Here is a 15,727-nt window from a genome sequence, read left to right as displayed (position 1 = left end):
AAGAGCATATTTACCTACTTTACTGAATAGGGTATATCAAGATATGTCCCAGGAGAGTAGGTTTTAATATGCGTCAATATACGTTACTCATTAGTTTTATTCTTGTATTCGTTATTTCAATCTTTATTTTTCCTCAGATAACTGTAGAAGCAGCCCATAATGGTTTAGAATTATGGTTAAATGCTGTTTTACCATCACTTTTCCCCTTTATAGTACTTATGAATCTACTTGTTGAGCTTGATTTTTTTAAAGTTGTCGGAAGGTTTTTAGAACCAATAATGAAAAAAATCTTTTGCCTACCAGGATGTGCTGGATTTATTTGGTTATCATCTATAACATCAGGTTATCCTGTCGGTGCAAAGATCATTGTAGATTTAATAGATAAAGGTGACATATCAAAAGATGAAGGACAACATTTACTTAATTTTTGTAATAACTCAGGTCCTCTATTTATTCTTGGGACGGTATCTGTAGGTATGCTTAGTTTGCCTGAATCAGGCTATTTACTATTGCTTACACATCTTTTATCTAGCCTATGTGTTGGGTTCATTTTTCGCTTTAGGATACCACATCAAAGTTATAGACCTAAAAGAATGCTACCCCATAAACAAAGTAAGCAGTATGACATTGGTAAGCTTCTAGGCAATAGTATAAAGAGTGGTATGGAATTGATGCTCATTATAGGTGGTTTTGTAATTCTATTTTCAGTCATCATGCAGCTTATTCAAACCTATGGCATATTATCTTTGTTATTAGGACCCCTAGATTTCTTGTTTAAAGCATTTCATATGTCTACAACAAGTTTAGAATCTTTTATTTTAGGATTTATTGAAATAACAAATGGTATCTCATTAATAGCGAAGGAGCCCATGTTTATACCACTTCAACTAAGTTTTGTGAGTTTTTTAATTGCTTGGAGCGGGCTTTCCATACATGCACAAACGGCAAGTGTAATTAAAGGATCTGGACTTAATTTTACTTCCTATATGAAGGCTAAATGTTTACAAGGATGTATAGCGGCAGTACTGACTTATTTTTTAACACCATACTTTATTGACGTTGAGGAACTGGTACCAACTTTCAATTTCAATTATTATGTTGGGGCAGCAATAGATAATTTTTCACTGATACTCCTATTGATTATGCTATGGGCACTATTAGTTTTGATTACATCACATAAGGCTCATGAAAATGATTAAAAAGCACCTTGTCGGGTGCTTTTATCAATTAACGAATGCCATTATACAACGATAAATGGGTGCTTAAATTCCGATTCTTTTGTAACATATTTTTTATTCCTATAACCTAAGGTGTATATATCACTAAAAGTAATTTCATCTTTTAGCATTTCTTGAGCAGGGAAAGGTAGTTTGGCAATAGAACGACCCATATTAGTGATCAAAGGGAGTTTGGCTTTTTCTTTTAGCATCTTAAATAAAAGATCACTCTCTTTGCGAATACCTAAAATTTTTAGGTATTGAGGCCCACCCAATGAGCGGAAGTAATTGAATCTTTCATTTGTTATCCCTAATAGAGTATTGAGCAATACTCTATTTAAGCGAGCATTGGTATAACGTCTAGTACTCAGTCCTTTTAGTAAATCGGATATAAGAAATTGACTATGACTGTGTTTGTAAATTCGATTCTCTAGACCCTCAGATATTTCAAATATATCCTTCATGCGATCTGGTCCTAATAGACTTATGGCATAGTGTAGAGCTGTGGAATAATCATCAAAAGTAATAGGACATAACCCTTCCTCAAAAGCGGTTATAAGTTGGCGGTAGGTAGGATCTGGCATAGTATGACGAATATCTTCTAGAAGACTGTTGTTATTTAATGCCTCACGAATCCCAGAAGCAGAAGCAATATCAGAAGCTACACTTTGATCATGATAACCAGTAGACACTCTCTGAATTGTTGCGGCTTTAATGTTACTATTCAATCTTTTAAGCCATTTGATATACTCAATACCTAAAATATTATTGGGAGCAGATAATAGATTTTTAAAATCATCAAAGGAGTATTCCATTTCATAAGTTAATTGCATGATCTGATAAAGTGATTTTGTACGACTTACTGCAAAGCTATCACCTGAATGTAAGTGTTTTTTGAGAACCTTTTGATAGTTTTCTGACTCATTAGCTAAAATTGTTGCAACATGATTGATGAAGTCGATTTCACCAGCTTCGCTTCCAAAGCATACATAATCGACAATACCTGTCGCGTTCAATAAACTAATAGATCCCATAGCAAATAATTCTGCACTTGCAGTGGAATAATAAGTAGGTATTTCTATAACCATATCCACCCCAGATTCAAGAGCCATACGCGTACGAACCCATTTGTTAACATAAGCAGGACAACCTCTTTGAACAAAGTTACCACTCATAACTGCGATACTATATGTTGCTCCTGTTACTTCTTTTGATTTATTTAAATGATATAAATGTCCGTTGTGAAAAGGGTTATATTCTGTAATTAAACCAACTATTTTCATCTATTGCACCTCGAGTAGTTTAGTATGTATTTGTCAAATTAAAATTTTTTATATTAATTTTAAAGGAATTATAAAGCCTATGTATTTCTTTTATATTATAACCTTAAACCTTAAATTATTCTATCGATAAAACAAAAAAAATTAATCATTTTATCTATTGGGTATTGTATACAATGAACATTTTGTTTATAATAAAATTATTGGTTGGAGAAATTATGTATATTTCAGCATGTTGAAAGGGGAAATATTTAAAGTGAACTTTTTAGAGAGCATTAAAGCTAGAGCGAAAGCTTCTAAAAAAACAATAGTTTTACCGGAGGCTTATGACAGAAGAACTGTTGAAGCAGCAGATAAAATTTTGAAAGAGCAAATTGCAAATGTAATTTTAGTTGGATCAGAAGGTAAAGTAATGGAAATAGCTGAGGGGTTAGATATTTCTAAAGCTACTATCCTTGATCCAGAAAACTATGATGACTTCGACAGTTTTGTTGAGACTCTAGTTGAATTAAGAAAACACAAAGGTGTAGATAAAGAAAAGGCAACTGATTTATTAAAAGATCCGCTTTACTTTGGTGTCATGATGGTTAAAAAAGGTATTGCAGATGGTATGGTTGCTGGTGCTTGTAATTCTACAGCTAATGTTTTAAGACCGTCTTTACAAATTTTAAAAACAGCTCCAGGTGTTAAATTAGTTTCATCATTCTTTGTGATGGTTGTACCTGACTGTGAATATGGTGCAGAGGGTAAATTTATCTTCTCTGATGCAGGATTAAATCCTAGTCCAAATGCTGAGGAATTAGCACATATAGCTATTAACTCATCAAAGTCATTTGAACAGCTTGTAGGTGAAGAACCAGTAGTTGGTATGTTATCCTTTTCAACTAAAGGTAGCGCTTCTCATCCAGACGTTGATAAAGTTGTTAATGCTACAAATATTGCAAAAGAATTAGCACCAGATTTAAAATTAGATGGTGAATTCCAATTAGATGCAGCTATAGTACCGAAAGTTGGTGCTTCTAAAGCTCCAGATAGTAGCGTAGCTGGTAAAGCTAACGTTTTAATTTTCCCTGATTTAGATGCAGGTAATATTGGATATAAATTAACTCAAAGACTAGCAAAAGCTGAAGCTTATGGTCCCGTTACTCAAGGTATTGCTAAACCTGTTAATGATTTATCAAGAGGTTGTAGTGCTGATGACATCGTTGGCGTTGTAGCGATTACTGCTGTACAGGCAGATAATCAATAATTTTTAATAACCATAGTGCGAAGGCACTTTATAAACTATTCAACATGGCATATATATGCCTAAAACAAGTACGGAGGAGAGAATATATTGAAAACATTAGTTATTAACTGTGGTAGTTCTTCATTAAAGTATCAATTAATTGACATGACAGATGAATCTGTCTTAGCAGATGGTATTGCAGAAATGATCGCAATTGAAGGTTCACGCTTAAAGCATAAACCAGAGGGTGGCGATAAGATAATTATCGAAGAGCCAATGCCAGACCATCAAAAAGCTATCGAAATGGTAATCGCTGCATTAACAAGTGATGATTATGGTGTTATTAAAGATATGAGCGAAATTCAAGCTGTAGGTCATCGTGTTGTGCATGGTGGAGAAAAATTCAAAAGTTCTGTTCTAATTAATGATGAAGTTATTCAAGCAATTGAAGACTGTGCTGACTTAGCACCACTTCATAATCCAGCAAACTTAATTGGTATTAATGCATGTAAAGAATTATTACCTAACGTACCAATGGTGGCTGTTTTTGATACAGCTTTCCATCAATCAATGCCTCAAAAAGCTTATCTTTATGGTTTACCATTCGAATACTATAATAAATACGGTGTTCGCCGCTATGGATTCCATGGTACATCCCATAGATATGTTTCTGCAAGAACAGCTGAGATTTTAGGTAAACCTGTTGAAGAGTTAAAAATCGTTGTATGTCATTTAGGTAATGGTGCATCTTGTTGTGCTGTTGATGGTGGTAAATCTGTAGATACATCTATGGGCTTAACTCCATTAGAAGGTTTAATTATGGGTACTAGAAGTGGTGATATTGATCCTGCTATCATTCAATTCATTATGGATAAAGAAGGTATATCCATTGATGAAATGATGAATGTACTTAATAAAAAATCTGGTGTACTTGGTGTTTCTGAAATCTCTAGTGACTTCAGAGCTATTGAAGATGGTGTAGCTGAAGGAGATAAAGATGCACAGAGAGCTAACGATGTATGTAACTACAGAGTAGCTAAATATGCAGGTGCATATGCTGCTGCAATGAATGGTTTAGATGCTATAGTATTTACAGCTGGTTTAGGTGAAAATAATCCATTAGTTCGTCAAGAAATCTGTGAATACCTTGAGTTCTTAGGCTTAAAAGTGGATAAAGAAGCTAACAAATTTAGAAGTAAAGAGCGTGTATTCTCTACAGCAGATTCTAAAGTTGCTGCACTATGTGTACCAACTAACGAAGAATTAATGATTGCTAGAGATACAAAAGAAATAGTTAAACTTTAATCATAAGACGAGATAAAGGACTGTGAGGAAGTTGCTTCACAGTCTCTTATTATCTATCCTTACCAAACTTTCATGCACTTCTAGAAAATGTGTTAATGATTACAATTTAATGCCCTAGAAAAAGCTTGAAAACCAATAAATAATTTGTTGACAAATGTTAAGGCTATATGTATAATATTATAGTGGTCTTAAGGGTGTGTATAAGTATGTTTAAATTTAATATCAGTAGTGTTTTATCAGATGAAACCGCATCTCTCGATATAAAAGCGATAGATGATAAAATGACCCATATTCGATATGGGAAAAATCATTATAAACTGTTAAAACCAATTGATCTTGTTGGTACATTTACCAACGTTGGAAATCAAATTATTCAATTTAAAGGATGTATTAAAACCATCATTCAGTTGCAGTGTGGTCGTTGTACCGAATTTGTTGAATATCCAATTACCATTGATTTTACTCAAAGGTTTAGTGCACATAACATTGAGACTTTTGAAGAGGATGACATCCAAATTATCGAAGGAAATTTGGTTGATTTGACAAGTGTAGTACTTGAAGAACTACAAATAAGCATTCCTGTAAATGTTCTTTGTGATGAAGAATGTAAAGGATTGTGCAACAGTTGTGGTATTAATTTAAATAAGAAAAGTTGTAGTTGTACTGCAACAGATGTTGATCCAAGACTATCTGTTCTTAAAGACTTAATTTAAGCAATAGATACCTTATATAAGGCAAGCTTGTCATCAGTGTATAAGGAGGTGTAGAAATGGCAGTACCAAAAAGAAAAATTTCTAAAGCAAGAAGAAATAGTAGAAAAGCTAATTGGAAATTAACTGCTCCTAACTTAGTTGAGTGTAGCAAATGTGGTGAATTAATGATGTCACACAGAGCATGTAAATCATGTGGAACATACAATAAAAGAGAAGTAGTTAAAGTAGAAGACTAATAGCAAGTAATGAGACATGAATAACATGTCTCATTTTTTATTTTGGAATAGGAAAGTTTACTTCTTGTTTATAAAAGCTCTGAGGCATAGAACCTCATTAGATTTGATAGATTTCGTTACGCGAAATGATCAAGCAAGGAATTGTACTTTCCTGCACATTCTTGAAAAGTGACGCTAGTCACTTTTTTTGTCACTTTCTATGTGGATTCTTCATATTTTCTACATAATAATAAGGTATAATATAAGAATAGGAAAGTGTAACCATCAATCGATACATAGAAATTCTATACAATATGAGATATTCTTATAAATCTAATTATTTTATAATTATTATTGTGTTCAAAAGGAGTGGCGTTATGTCTAAAAAAATATTAGTAATAGATGATGAGTTTGGTTTATTAGAAGTTGTCCAAGCTTATTTGCAAAAAGAAGGATTTGATGTTTTTACAGCAGCCAACGGAAAGCAAGGCTTATTACTTTTTAGTGAAGTGAAACCGGATTTTATTATTTTAGATTTAATGTTGCCAGATTTATCTGGTGAAGACATATGTAAGTCAATTAGGGAAGTATCAAATGTTCCCATACTAATGTTAACAGCAAAAGTCCATGAAGAAAGTCGCATAAGTGGATTTGAACTTGGTGCAGATGATTATTTGACAAAGCCCTTTAGCCCAAGAGAATTAGTACTTAGGGTTAAAAGTATTTTCAAACGTGTTTCAGGTATTGAAAAAAGTGAGCATATACTCAATTATAATGATGGTGATTTGCGCATTAATAAGGATACACGTGAAGTCTATAAAAAAAATCAACTCATTACTTTGACACCTAATGAATATGATATTTTGCTAGTGTTAGCCAGCAATTCAAAGTATGTTTTTACTAGGGATCAAATTATAGAACAGGCTTTTGGTTATATGTTTTCGGGATATAATCGGACAATAGATAGTCACATTAAGAACTTAAGGAAAAAAATCGAAGACAATGTATCTGAACCATGCTACATTATGACAGTTTATGGTATTGGCTATCGATTTGGAGGTAATAACCATGAAGCCTCTTAACCGCTTTATTCATATTAAAATCCTTACTTTTTCGATTCTTGTATTAGGCGTAACTGTATTGCTTCTAAATTTAAGTTTTCAATTTATTTTTAAAAACTATATCGATGATTCAAGAGATAAAGATATTGATAGAGTCATTGCTCAGATTGAAAAAACTGTCGAAGATCAAGTAGTAACCCAGGAAGAGTTTCAGCTACTCAATCGATTAGTTAATGCTTATCAGATGGTTGTGACAGTTACTTTGGAAGAAGAGGTAGTTTATCAAAGTGCTTCAATGCGGAAAGGTATGATATCAGCTCCGCCAGAAGGAGAAGATGCTAACCAGCTCCTTATAACCAAACCAAGGAGAGCACTGCCTCTCATACCTATGGATGAGGAAAATCTAGTATACAAGTCTTATAGCATAGATTCTTCAGACATTATGTATCAAGCAAAAGTTGGTGTTTTATCAAATAATATTTCTGAGATAGATCGCCATTTTTTAGTAACAATGAACGTTATATTTGTATTTCTATTCATTGCTGCAATAGTTGCAACATTATTTATAAGTAAGATCATAAGCAAAAAAATAGTAAATCCAATCCTGAGTATAAAAAAACAGACGGCCAATATTTATAAAAAAGAATACCAGCAAGTTAGCTCTATTAATACTGATATACTCGAACTAAGGGAACTTTCAAAAGATGTAGAAGAACTTGCCAATGAACTAGAAATTCAAGAGAATTATCAGCAACAAATGACAGTTGATATAGCTCATGAGTTGAGGAGCCCTTTAGCAGTCTTAAGAAGTCATATGGAGGCTTTAATCGATAAAATTTGGGAACCATCTCCAGAACGTCTTAGTCGTTGCTATGACGAGATTATTCGCTTAACAACTCTTGTAGATGACTTAAATGATTTAGCTATGATTGAAAGAGCTGGATTTTATGTAGAACTAACAAAGGTTGATTTGAAGGATATTATTAAAGCAATATGCGTTAATTTTGAAAGTATGTATCAAGAAAAAGATTTATATTTGAAAATTAATCTTGAAGATAACCTTGTAATGATTGGCGATAGTAATCGGTTAAAACAAATTTTTATTAACTTATTAATGAATAGTTTAAAGTATACAGATCAAGGTGGAGTTGAGATTAAAGCCTATAAGGAAAAAGATGATGTTGTTGTAGAAATCATGGATACAGGTATAGGGATGCGAAAAGAACAGCTAGATTTTATTTTCAAAAGATTTTATCGGACAGACAGTTCAAGAAGTCGAAAAACAGGTGGTGCTGGTATAGGACTTTCAATTGTTAAAGGATTAGTTGAAGCCCATAATGGAAGGATACAAGTAGAAAGTCAATTTGATCAAGGTACGATCTTTAAAATGTCCTTTAGCGCTATACAAGAAAACTCTAAAATATAATGTATATTGAAGGAACACAGGATAATAAATTGTCCTGTGTTCTTTTAAATACTTAGCTTACTTGCAAAGGAGGTTGTTTCTTAATGGTAGATATAAGTACTGCCATAATGATGCATATACCACCTAATAATTGCATGATTGATAGGTGCTCATTGAGAAGAATAACAGAACTTGTGACAGAAACAAGGGGAATACAGTTTACAAATAAGGTTGTTAGGGTCACATTCAAATTCTGTAAAGCAAAGATGTATAGGAAATAGCCAACAGCTGAACAGAAAATACCTAGAAAAAATAGATTCCCCCACATAACGGCACTAAAAGAATGAAAATCTGGTTGGTTGAATAATGCAAAGGGTAATAGTGCTACTGATCCAAAGATAATCTGATAGGTCGTAATGGTTAATTCAGAGTATTTCTTATATAGTGGCTTTGTTAAATAATTAAAAATAATCCATGAGAAGGCAGCACACATCATAAGAACTATTCCAAGTGTAGATACATTGCTTTGATCTCCTTTATCAATGACTAGGGTAACACCTATAAAGGATAAAACGACACTGACAATGATACGAGGAGTAACTTTATTTTTCATAATTAATAAATTCGTTAACATGGATATAATTGGGATTGTAGCAATTATAATGGATGCAATTGAAGCAGATGTTAGCTCAATACCATAATTCTCAAAAGTATAATACAGGGTAATTCCAAATATGCCACATGTAATAAAACGAGGTAAATCGGCTTTATGTATCTTAAGGTTATTTTTAAATATTATATTTATAAACAGAATGATAATAATAGCAATAATAAAGCGATAAAACGCTAAACTCATAGGATGCAAAGTATCTAAAAGATATTTTGAACTTAAATAAGACAAGCCCCAAATAGTACATGTAGCAATAATGGATAAGTAAGCTAGGGTTATTTTACTTTTCATCGCATTATCTCCTTTCCTAGATCATTTTATTAATTAATATGTTTCTAAAGGCATATGACAACTCTTTTATAATAACAACAAAAAGAAAAAACTTCAATAAAAAGAAAAATATCTATTGACGTCAGATAGATTTGTAGCATATAATAAATGAAATGCTTTAGCGCTTTATCATAATGAAGTGGGTGATATAATAATGAATCGAAAATTTCATACACCTGAGGGTGTCAAAGACTTTGTGGGGCATGGTTTAATGAATAAAAAAGCTGTAGTGAAATCCCTTGAGAATGTATTTCTTCAAAATGGTTTTGAGCCAATAGAAACCCCAACGTTAGAATTTATTGAAGTTTACTCAGATGAGAGAGCTCATCTTGTATCAAATGACATGTATAAAGTATTAGATAGAAAAGGAAATGTTTTAGTTCTAAAACCAGACTTCACACCGGCAATTGCAAGAGCAGTTAGTCATCTTAGGAAAGAGGATGAAGTTAAGGTATATAGCATTGGGCAAACCTTTCGCTATCAGAATAGCTTTACTGGAAAAGCTAATGAAATGACACAAGCTGGGGTTGAATGGGTAGGGGATCAATCATTAGAAGTAGATGTTCAATTGATTTTATTAGCTATAGAATCACTTTTGGAATGCGGTTTAGAAGATTTTCAGATTGATATAGGTGAAGTTAATTTTTTCAAAGGATTATTAGAAGAAGGCGATATTGAAGAAGATATGGGCATCCAATTACAAAAACTCATTGATAGCAAAAATTATTTTGCTATTGAAGAGGTATTCTCAAACATTCCTATATCAAAAGATTTAAAAAAAATATTTCTTAAGTTACCTCAACTATTTGGTGGTCTAGAAATAATCAATGAGATTCAAGACTTAACAAATAATGAAAAGGCCCTTGATGCTCTTCAACGGTTGAGCAAAATATATCATATGATTCGTCAATTAGGATATGAAAAGTACATAGCATTTGATTTGAGTATGGTAAAACGTCTTGATTATTATACAGGTGTCCTTTTTAGAGGAGTAACATATGGAACTGGTAATGCGATTTTATTAGGTGGTAGATATGATGAATTATTAAATCAATTTGCAAACTCGCAACCAGCTATTGGCTTTGGTATCAATATAGATGAATTAGTCAATGCGATGGATACTCAAAATCTAAATCCGTGTGATACTAGATGTGATTACATGATCTGTTATGATCAAAATACTTTTTATAAAGCCAATTTGCTAAGTCGCAGTTTAAAACGATTAGGAAAAAGTATTGATTTAAGAAGTAAACAAGAAGACAGCATGTATTACGAAGAACTATGTCTTAAGAAAGGTATAGCTCATTACATTGAGAATGAAGAAACAATAGATGCTTTGTTAAAAGAATTGAATTAGGAGAGAGTGCGATGGAATATTTAACAATAGCTATGGCGAAAGGAAGATTGGCTAAAAAAACATTAAATTTATTTGATGAGGCAGGTATACCTCTAAAAAAGTCAGAAGATGATAGTCGAAAACTAATCTTCACAAATGAAGAACTTAAGGTCAAGTATTTTTTATCAAAAGCTAGTGATGTTCCAACTTATGTTGACTATGGTGTTGCTGATATAGGAGTGGTTGGGAAGGATACCTTACTGGAAGAAAAAAGAAATCTATATGAAATACTAGATCTAGGTTTCGGAAAGTGCCATATGGTAGTAGCAGGTATGCAAGGAATAGACCAAAAAGAAAATCAAAGAATAAAAGTAGCGACGAAGTACCCTGTTATTGCAACGGACTATTATTTACATCAAAAGAATCAACCTGTAGAAATCATTAAGCTACATGGTTCTGTAGAACTAGCCCCAATAATAGGCTTATCAGATGTCATTGTTGATATTGTTGAAACCGGTACGACATTGAAGGAAAATGGTTTAGAAATCTATGAAACCATCTGTTCGCTTTCGGCTAGATTAGTTGCCAATCGAGTGAGTTACAAAATGAAAAGTAACCAAATTAGTTACCTAATAGAGCATTTAAAAAAAGCCATCCTACTTAAGTAGTTTTTTATTAGATGCTAATCCAATATTTTTAGAGCGAGGTGAATAAATTTGATGGAAATTGTTAATCTACAGAATACAGAAACGTTTACATATCAAAAAGAAGAGACTGATTATACCAATTATGAAGAGCAAGTCAAAAATATTATATGTGAAGTAAAGAAGAATGGTGACGATGCACTTTTGGAATTCACAAAAAAATATGATGGTATTGAATTATTGAGTGAGTCATTACAAGTTACAGAAGAAGAATTTAATCGTGCATACACATTAGTTTCAGAGAGAGTGATCCAAGCTTTAAAAAAAGCTAAAGAAAGAATAAGCAGTTACCATCAGAAACAAAAGGTTTATAGTTGGTTTGATAGAGATAAAGCTTCTATGATGGGACAATTAATAACACCTATTGAGAAAGTTGGTTTATATGTTCCAGGTGGTAAAGCTGCCTATCCTTCCTCGGTATTAATGAATGCATTACCTGCTAAGATTGCTGGAGTTGAAGATATTACAATGGTGACGCCTCCTAATCCTGATGGTAGCATACATCCTCTTATTCTTGTAGCAGCACGAGAAGCAGGAATTGATAAGATTTTTAAAGTAGGAGGAGCTCAAGCCATTGCTGCCCTAGCTTATGGTACTAGAACAATTAAACCCGTTAATAAGATCGTTGGACCTGGCAATATATATGTTGCACTTGCAAAAAAGCAAGTATTTGGTGATGTTGGTATCGATTCTGTGGCAGGACCAAGTGAAATTCTTGTTATTGCAGATGAAACAAGTGAGCCTCGATTTGTAGCTGCAGATCTACTATCTCAAGCTGAACATGATGAGCTAGCCCAATCTATTTTAGTCACAACATCTATGAATTTAGCAAAAAGTGTTCTTGATGAGATAGATTTGCAAATGAAGAGGCTTTCCAGAGCTGATATAATCAGAAAATCATTAGAAAGCAATGGTGTCATCTATGTTGTAAGTGATATAAAAGAAGCCATAGCAATCAGTAATATGATAGCACCAGAGCATCTTGAATTATGCTTGAAGCACCCCATGAATTATCTTCCTCTCATTAAGAATGCTGGAGCTATCTTTCTGGGGGAATACTCACCTGAGCCTTTAGGGGATTACATGGCTGGACCTAATCATGTTCTACCTACAAATGGTACAGCGAAGTACTTTTCACCATTAGGTGTAGGCGATTTTATTAAAAGAAGTAGTTTAATAGCGTTTGCTAGAGAAGATTTAATGAGGTTAAAAGATGATATTTTACACATTGCTGAAGAAGAAGGGCTAACTGCCCATGCTAATGCAGTGAAAGTGAGGTTTTGAAATGAAAATCATTCGAGATGATTTAGTAGGATTCAAAGGGTATCATGTTGATGATATAGATGCCATTAAATTGGATGCTAATGAAAGTCCCTTTCCGCTTCCAGATGAGGTTCATGAAAAATTTTTATCTTGGTGCAGGGATCATAATGCTTATAACCGCTATCCAGATACAGATTGTAATGAACTGAAGGCTGAATTGGCGAAAAACTATCATCTGAATGTGGATCAATTTATTATCGGTGTTGGCTCAGACCAGATCATTGATTTTACTTTGAGGCTTTGTATTAAACCAGGTGAAAAGGTTATGTTTCCAAATCCGTCTTTTAGCATGTATAAGTTGAGTACAAAATTAAATCATGGCCAACCAATAGAATTTGCGTTAGATGATAGTTTTCAATATAATGCTAACAAAATAATTGAGTTTATGAATAAAGTTAATCCTAAAGTTCTCATTTTATGTTCACCAAATAATCCTACAGGTACAACATTTTCGGAAGAAGATTTTATTACAATAATGGAATCTGTAAAATGTCTCGTGATAATGGATGAAGCCTATGGTGAGTTCATGAACTTTTCAGCTATTAGGTATACAAATAAATATAAAAATCTTCTTGTCTTGAGGACATTTTCTAAAGGATTTGGATTAGCTGGTATACGTGTAGGTTATGGAGTAGCTCATGAAGAATTAATCAATGATATAGAAAAAGCTAAGCCGCCTTATAACCTTAGTACCCTCAGTGAACAATTAGCTTCAATTCTATTGAGGAAAAAACAATTTATTGATAACAATGTTGCAGAAATCATTAGTGAACGTAACCAGCTTTACGAGAAGATTAAAGATATAAGAGGATTAAAAGTTATTGAATCCAAGGCAAATTTTCTCTTTGTTATAACCAAAGATTATGACTTACATGGGTATTTAAAAGAACATGGTCTTTTGATTAAGACCATTGATAACATTAAGGGATATTATCGCATAACCATTGGCACAAAAGATGAAAATGAAGTATTACTCAAGAAACTGATGGAATTAGGAGGGGGAATGGATGATACGACAAAGTTATGTGGAACGAGAAACCAATGAAACAAAGATTAGATGTCAACTAACTCTTGAGACCTATGAAGCATCAAAGATTAAAACAGGTATTGGCTTTTTTGATCACATGTTAGAGCAGGTAGCTAGGCATGGGTTTATGCAGTTAATTCTTGAAGTTAAAGGTGATTTAGAGGTAGATTGTCACCACACAATTGAGGATGTTGGTATAGTTATTGGTAAAGCTATTAGCAAAGCTTTGGGTAGTTGTGAAGGTATAGTACGTTACGGTTCTTCTATGATACCAATGGATGAAGTTCTTATGAGCTGTGCAATCGATTTATCTGGACGCCCTTATTATTGTAGTAATGTAGTCTTTACAAAAGAGTGTGTCGGTGGCATGGACTTAGAAATGGTGGATGAATTTTTTAGAGCAATTGCTACACATTCAGGTATGAATTTACACTTCCATATGTTCGAAGGTATAAACAATCATCATATGGTTGAAGGAATGTTTAAAGCCTTTGCTAAGGCACTTTCTAATGCGATACAGTTCGATGACAGAATAAAAGGTACACTATCGACCAAAGGTGTTTTGGAGGGGATAGGATGATAGGAATAATTGATTATGGGATGGGTAATTTGAAAAGTGTTACCAATTCACTGAATTTCATAGGTGTTAGGAGTTTTATTAGCAATGATTTTAATGAGCTAAAAAAAGCTGACAGTCTTATTTTACCTGGAGTAGGGGCATTCAAGGATGCAATGAGACAGATTAAGCAATATGAGCTAGATGATTTTATTGTAGGTGCAGTCAAAGAAAATAAACCTTTGCTTGGAATATGTTTAGGGATGCAACTCTTAGTAGAGAAGTCCTTAGAAGATGGCGAACATAAAGGATTAGGCATCATCGATGGTGAAGTCCTTCCAATTGAGGGAGTAGAGAAGGTTCCCCACATGGGATGGAATCAGCTTAGTTTAATAGACGATTCACCTATATGGGGTGATCTGAAACAGCCTTATGTTTATTTTGTACACTCTTATTATGTTTCCACTCCGCCCAAAAATGTCATAGCAACTGTTAATTATGGAGGTCATAAAACTGTTGGGATTCAAAAGGGAAGAGTGTATGGGTTACAGTTTCATCCTGAAAAGAGCGGTGAAGAAGGTTTAACTATTTTAAGAAATTTTGCAATTATTGGAGGTGAGCAACTATGATTCTTTATCCGGCAATTGATATCAAAGATGGCAAATGTGTTCGTCTAAGACAAGGAGATTTTAATAATCAGACAATCTACCACTTAGAGCCTTATAAAGCAGCAAAAGAATGGCAGGAAAAAGGAGCTAAATATCTTCATGTAGTGGATTTAGATGGCGCTTTAGATGGAAGGTTTAGTAATAGAAAAGCAATAGAAGAAATTCTGGAGAATGTAACAATACCTGTACAACTTGGCGGAGGGATTAGAAGCATCCGAGATATTGAAGAACGATTAGCTGTAGGGATAAGTCGTGTTATATTAGGAACAGTAGCTTTAAGGAATTCTAAACTAGTCAAAGAAGCTTTATGTCTATTTGGTCCAGAGAAGATAGTTGTTGGTATTGATGGTGTGAATGGTTATACAGCTATTGACGGATGGAAGAACATTAGTAATGTACCCATCCTTTCACTAGCCAGAGACATGGAGAAAATAGGTGTTAAAACTATCATTTGTACTGATATTCAGCGTGATGGTATGTTAAGCAGTCCCAATATTAAAGAAATTACTACATTGAAGAATAAAACCAAGATGAAAGTAATTGCCTCTGGTGGAGTTTCTAATGTAGCTGATTTGATTAGCTTAAAAGAAGCTGCTATTGATGGTGCGATTATAGGTAAAGCTCTCTATACTGGGCATATCGATTTAGAAGTTGCTTTAGATTTAGTCAATCAAGGGGATGAGTAGAAG

16 protein-coding genes are annotated in these 15,727 nt (G+C 33.4%); 14 read left to right on the top strand and 2 right to left on the bottom strand.

The window, feature by feature from the left end; all coding sequences use genetic code 11:
• Positions 1–68: 68 nt before the first annotated feature.
• A complete protein-coding gene (gene ylbJ / locus C1Y58_RS19850; RefSeq protein WP_105618093.1) occupies positions 69–1,199 on the top strand; it encodes a sporulation integral membrane protein YlbJ in 1,131 nt (376 codons plus the stop codon).
• A 41-nt stretch (positions 1,200–1,240) separates the two neighbouring features.
• Here ylbJ and C1Y58_RS19845 read toward each other — a convergent pair whose 3' ends face one another.
• Positions 1,241–2,500, bottom strand: coding sequence for a nucleotidyltransferase (locus C1Y58_RS19845; RefSeq protein WP_105618092.1), 1,260 nt, complete (start codon positions 2,498–2,500; stop codon positions 1,241–1,243).
• 253 nt (positions 2,501–2,753) lie between these two features.
• Between C1Y58_RS19845 and pta the strand changes: the two genes are divergently transcribed.
• From pta to C1Y58_RS19815, 6 genes are all read left to right on the top strand, one after another.
• A complete protein-coding gene (gene pta / locus C1Y58_RS19840) occupies positions 2,754–3,746 on the top strand; it encodes a phosphate acetyltransferase (RefSeq protein ID WP_105618091.1) in 993 nt (330 codons plus the stop codon).
• 87 nt (positions 3,747–3,833) lie between these two features.
• The gene (locus C1Y58_RS19835) at positions 3,834–5,030 is read left to right on the top strand and encodes an acetate kinase (RefSeq protein WP_105618090.1); all 1,197 of its coding nucleotides are present in this window, start codon (positions 3,834–3,836) and stop codon (positions 5,028–5,030) included.
• A gap of 206 nt (positions 5,031–5,236) precedes the next feature.
• The gene (locus tag C1Y58_RS19830) at positions 5,237–5,743 is read left to right on the top strand and encodes a YceD family protein (RefSeq protein WP_157950211.1); all 507 of its coding nucleotides are present in this window, start codon (positions 5,237–5,239) and stop codon (positions 5,741–5,743) included.
• Positions 5,744–5,799: 56 nt separating this feature from the next.
• Positions 5,800–5,979 (top strand): 50S ribosomal protein L32, encoded by a 180-nt coding sequence (rpmF, locus tag C1Y58_RS19825; RefSeq protein ID WP_105618088.1) that lies wholly within the window; start codon positions 5,800–5,802, stop codon positions 5,977–5,979.
• Between the two features lie 356 nt (positions 5,980–6,335).
• Positions 6,336–7,040: a response regulator transcription factor gene (locus tag C1Y58_RS19820; protein WP_105618087.1), complete on the top strand. Its 705-nt coding sequence runs from the start codon at positions 6,336–6,338 to the stop codon at positions 7,038–7,040.
• The gene (locus tag C1Y58_RS19815; protein ID WP_170311641.1) at positions 7,027–8,445 is read left to right on the top strand and encodes a sensor histidine kinase; all 1,419 of its coding nucleotides are present in this window, start codon (positions 7,027–7,029) and stop codon (positions 8,443–8,445) included. Before C1Y58_RS19820 ends, C1Y58_RS19815 begins: the two co-directional genes overlap by 14 nt.
• Before the next feature lie 52 nt (positions 8,446–8,497).
• Here C1Y58_RS19815 and C1Y58_RS19810 read toward each other — a convergent pair whose 3' ends face one another.
• Positions 8,498–9,385 (bottom strand): DMT family transporter, encoded by an 888-nt coding sequence (locus C1Y58_RS19810; RefSeq protein ID WP_105618085.1) that lies wholly within the window; start codon positions 9,383–9,385, stop codon positions 8,498–8,500.
• 193 nt (positions 9,386–9,578) lie between these two features.
• On the opposite strand from C1Y58_RS19810, the gene hisZ reads away from it, so the two are divergent.
• The 7 genes from hisZ to hisA are packed head-to-tail and all read left to right on the top strand — an operon-like array spanning position 9,579 to position 15,724.
• Positions 9,579–10,781 carry an ATP phosphoribosyltransferase regulatory subunit gene (gene hisZ, locus C1Y58_RS19805; RefSeq protein ID WP_105618084.1) on the top strand — a complete coding sequence of 401 codons (1,203 nt, stop codon included), beginning with the start codon at positions 9,579–9,581 and terminating at the stop codon, positions 10,779–10,781.
• 11 nt (positions 10,782–10,792) lie between these two features.
• A complete protein-coding gene (gene hisG, locus C1Y58_RS19800) occupies positions 10,793–11,428 on the top strand; it encodes an ATP phosphoribosyltransferase (protein ID WP_105618083.1) in 636 nt (211 codons plus the stop codon).
• Between the two features lie 51 nt (positions 11,429–11,479).
• Positions 11,480–12,748 carry a histidinol dehydrogenase gene (hisD, locus tag C1Y58_RS19795; protein WP_105618082.1) on the top strand — a complete coding sequence of 423 codons (1,269 nt, stop codon included), beginning with the start codon at positions 11,480–11,482 and terminating at the stop codon, positions 12,746–12,748.
• A gap of 1 nt (position 12,749) precedes the next feature.
• Positions 12,750–13,832 carry a histidinol-phosphate transaminase gene (gene hisC, locus C1Y58_RS19790; protein ID WP_105618081.1) on the top strand — a complete coding sequence of 361 codons (1,083 nt, stop codon included), beginning with the start codon at positions 12,750–12,752 and terminating at the stop codon, positions 13,830–13,832.
• Positions 13,795–14,394, top strand: a complete 600-nt coding sequence (gene hisB, locus C1Y58_RS19785) for an imidazoleglycerol-phosphate dehydratase HisB (protein WP_105618080.1) — start codon at positions 13,795–13,797, stop codon at positions 14,392–14,394. The genes hisC and hisB overlap by 38 nt, the downstream gene beginning before the upstream one ends.
• Entirely contained in the window at positions 14,391–14,999 is a 609-nt protein-coding gene (gene hisH, locus C1Y58_RS19780; protein ID WP_105618079.1) for an imidazole glycerol phosphate synthase subunit HisH, read from the top strand. Before hisB ends, hisH begins: the two co-directional genes overlap by 4 nt.
• Positions 14,996–15,724: a 1-(5-phosphoribosyl)-5-[(5-phosphoribosylamino)methylideneamino]imidazole-4-carboxamide isomerase gene (hisA, locus tag C1Y58_RS19775; RefSeq protein ID WP_105618078.1), complete on the top strand. Its 729-nt coding sequence runs from the start codon at positions 14,996–14,998 to the stop codon at positions 15,722–15,724. Before hisH ends, hisA begins: the two co-directional genes overlap by 4 nt.
• Positions 15,725–15,727 lie beyond the last annotated feature (3 nt).

The organism is Vallitalea okinawensis, assembly GCF_002964605.1.
GTDB lineage: Bacteria > Bacillota > Clostridia > Lachnospirales > PQDH01 > Vallitalea_A > Vallitalea_A okinawensis.
This window is presented reverse-complemented; position numbering and strand designations above follow the sequence as displayed.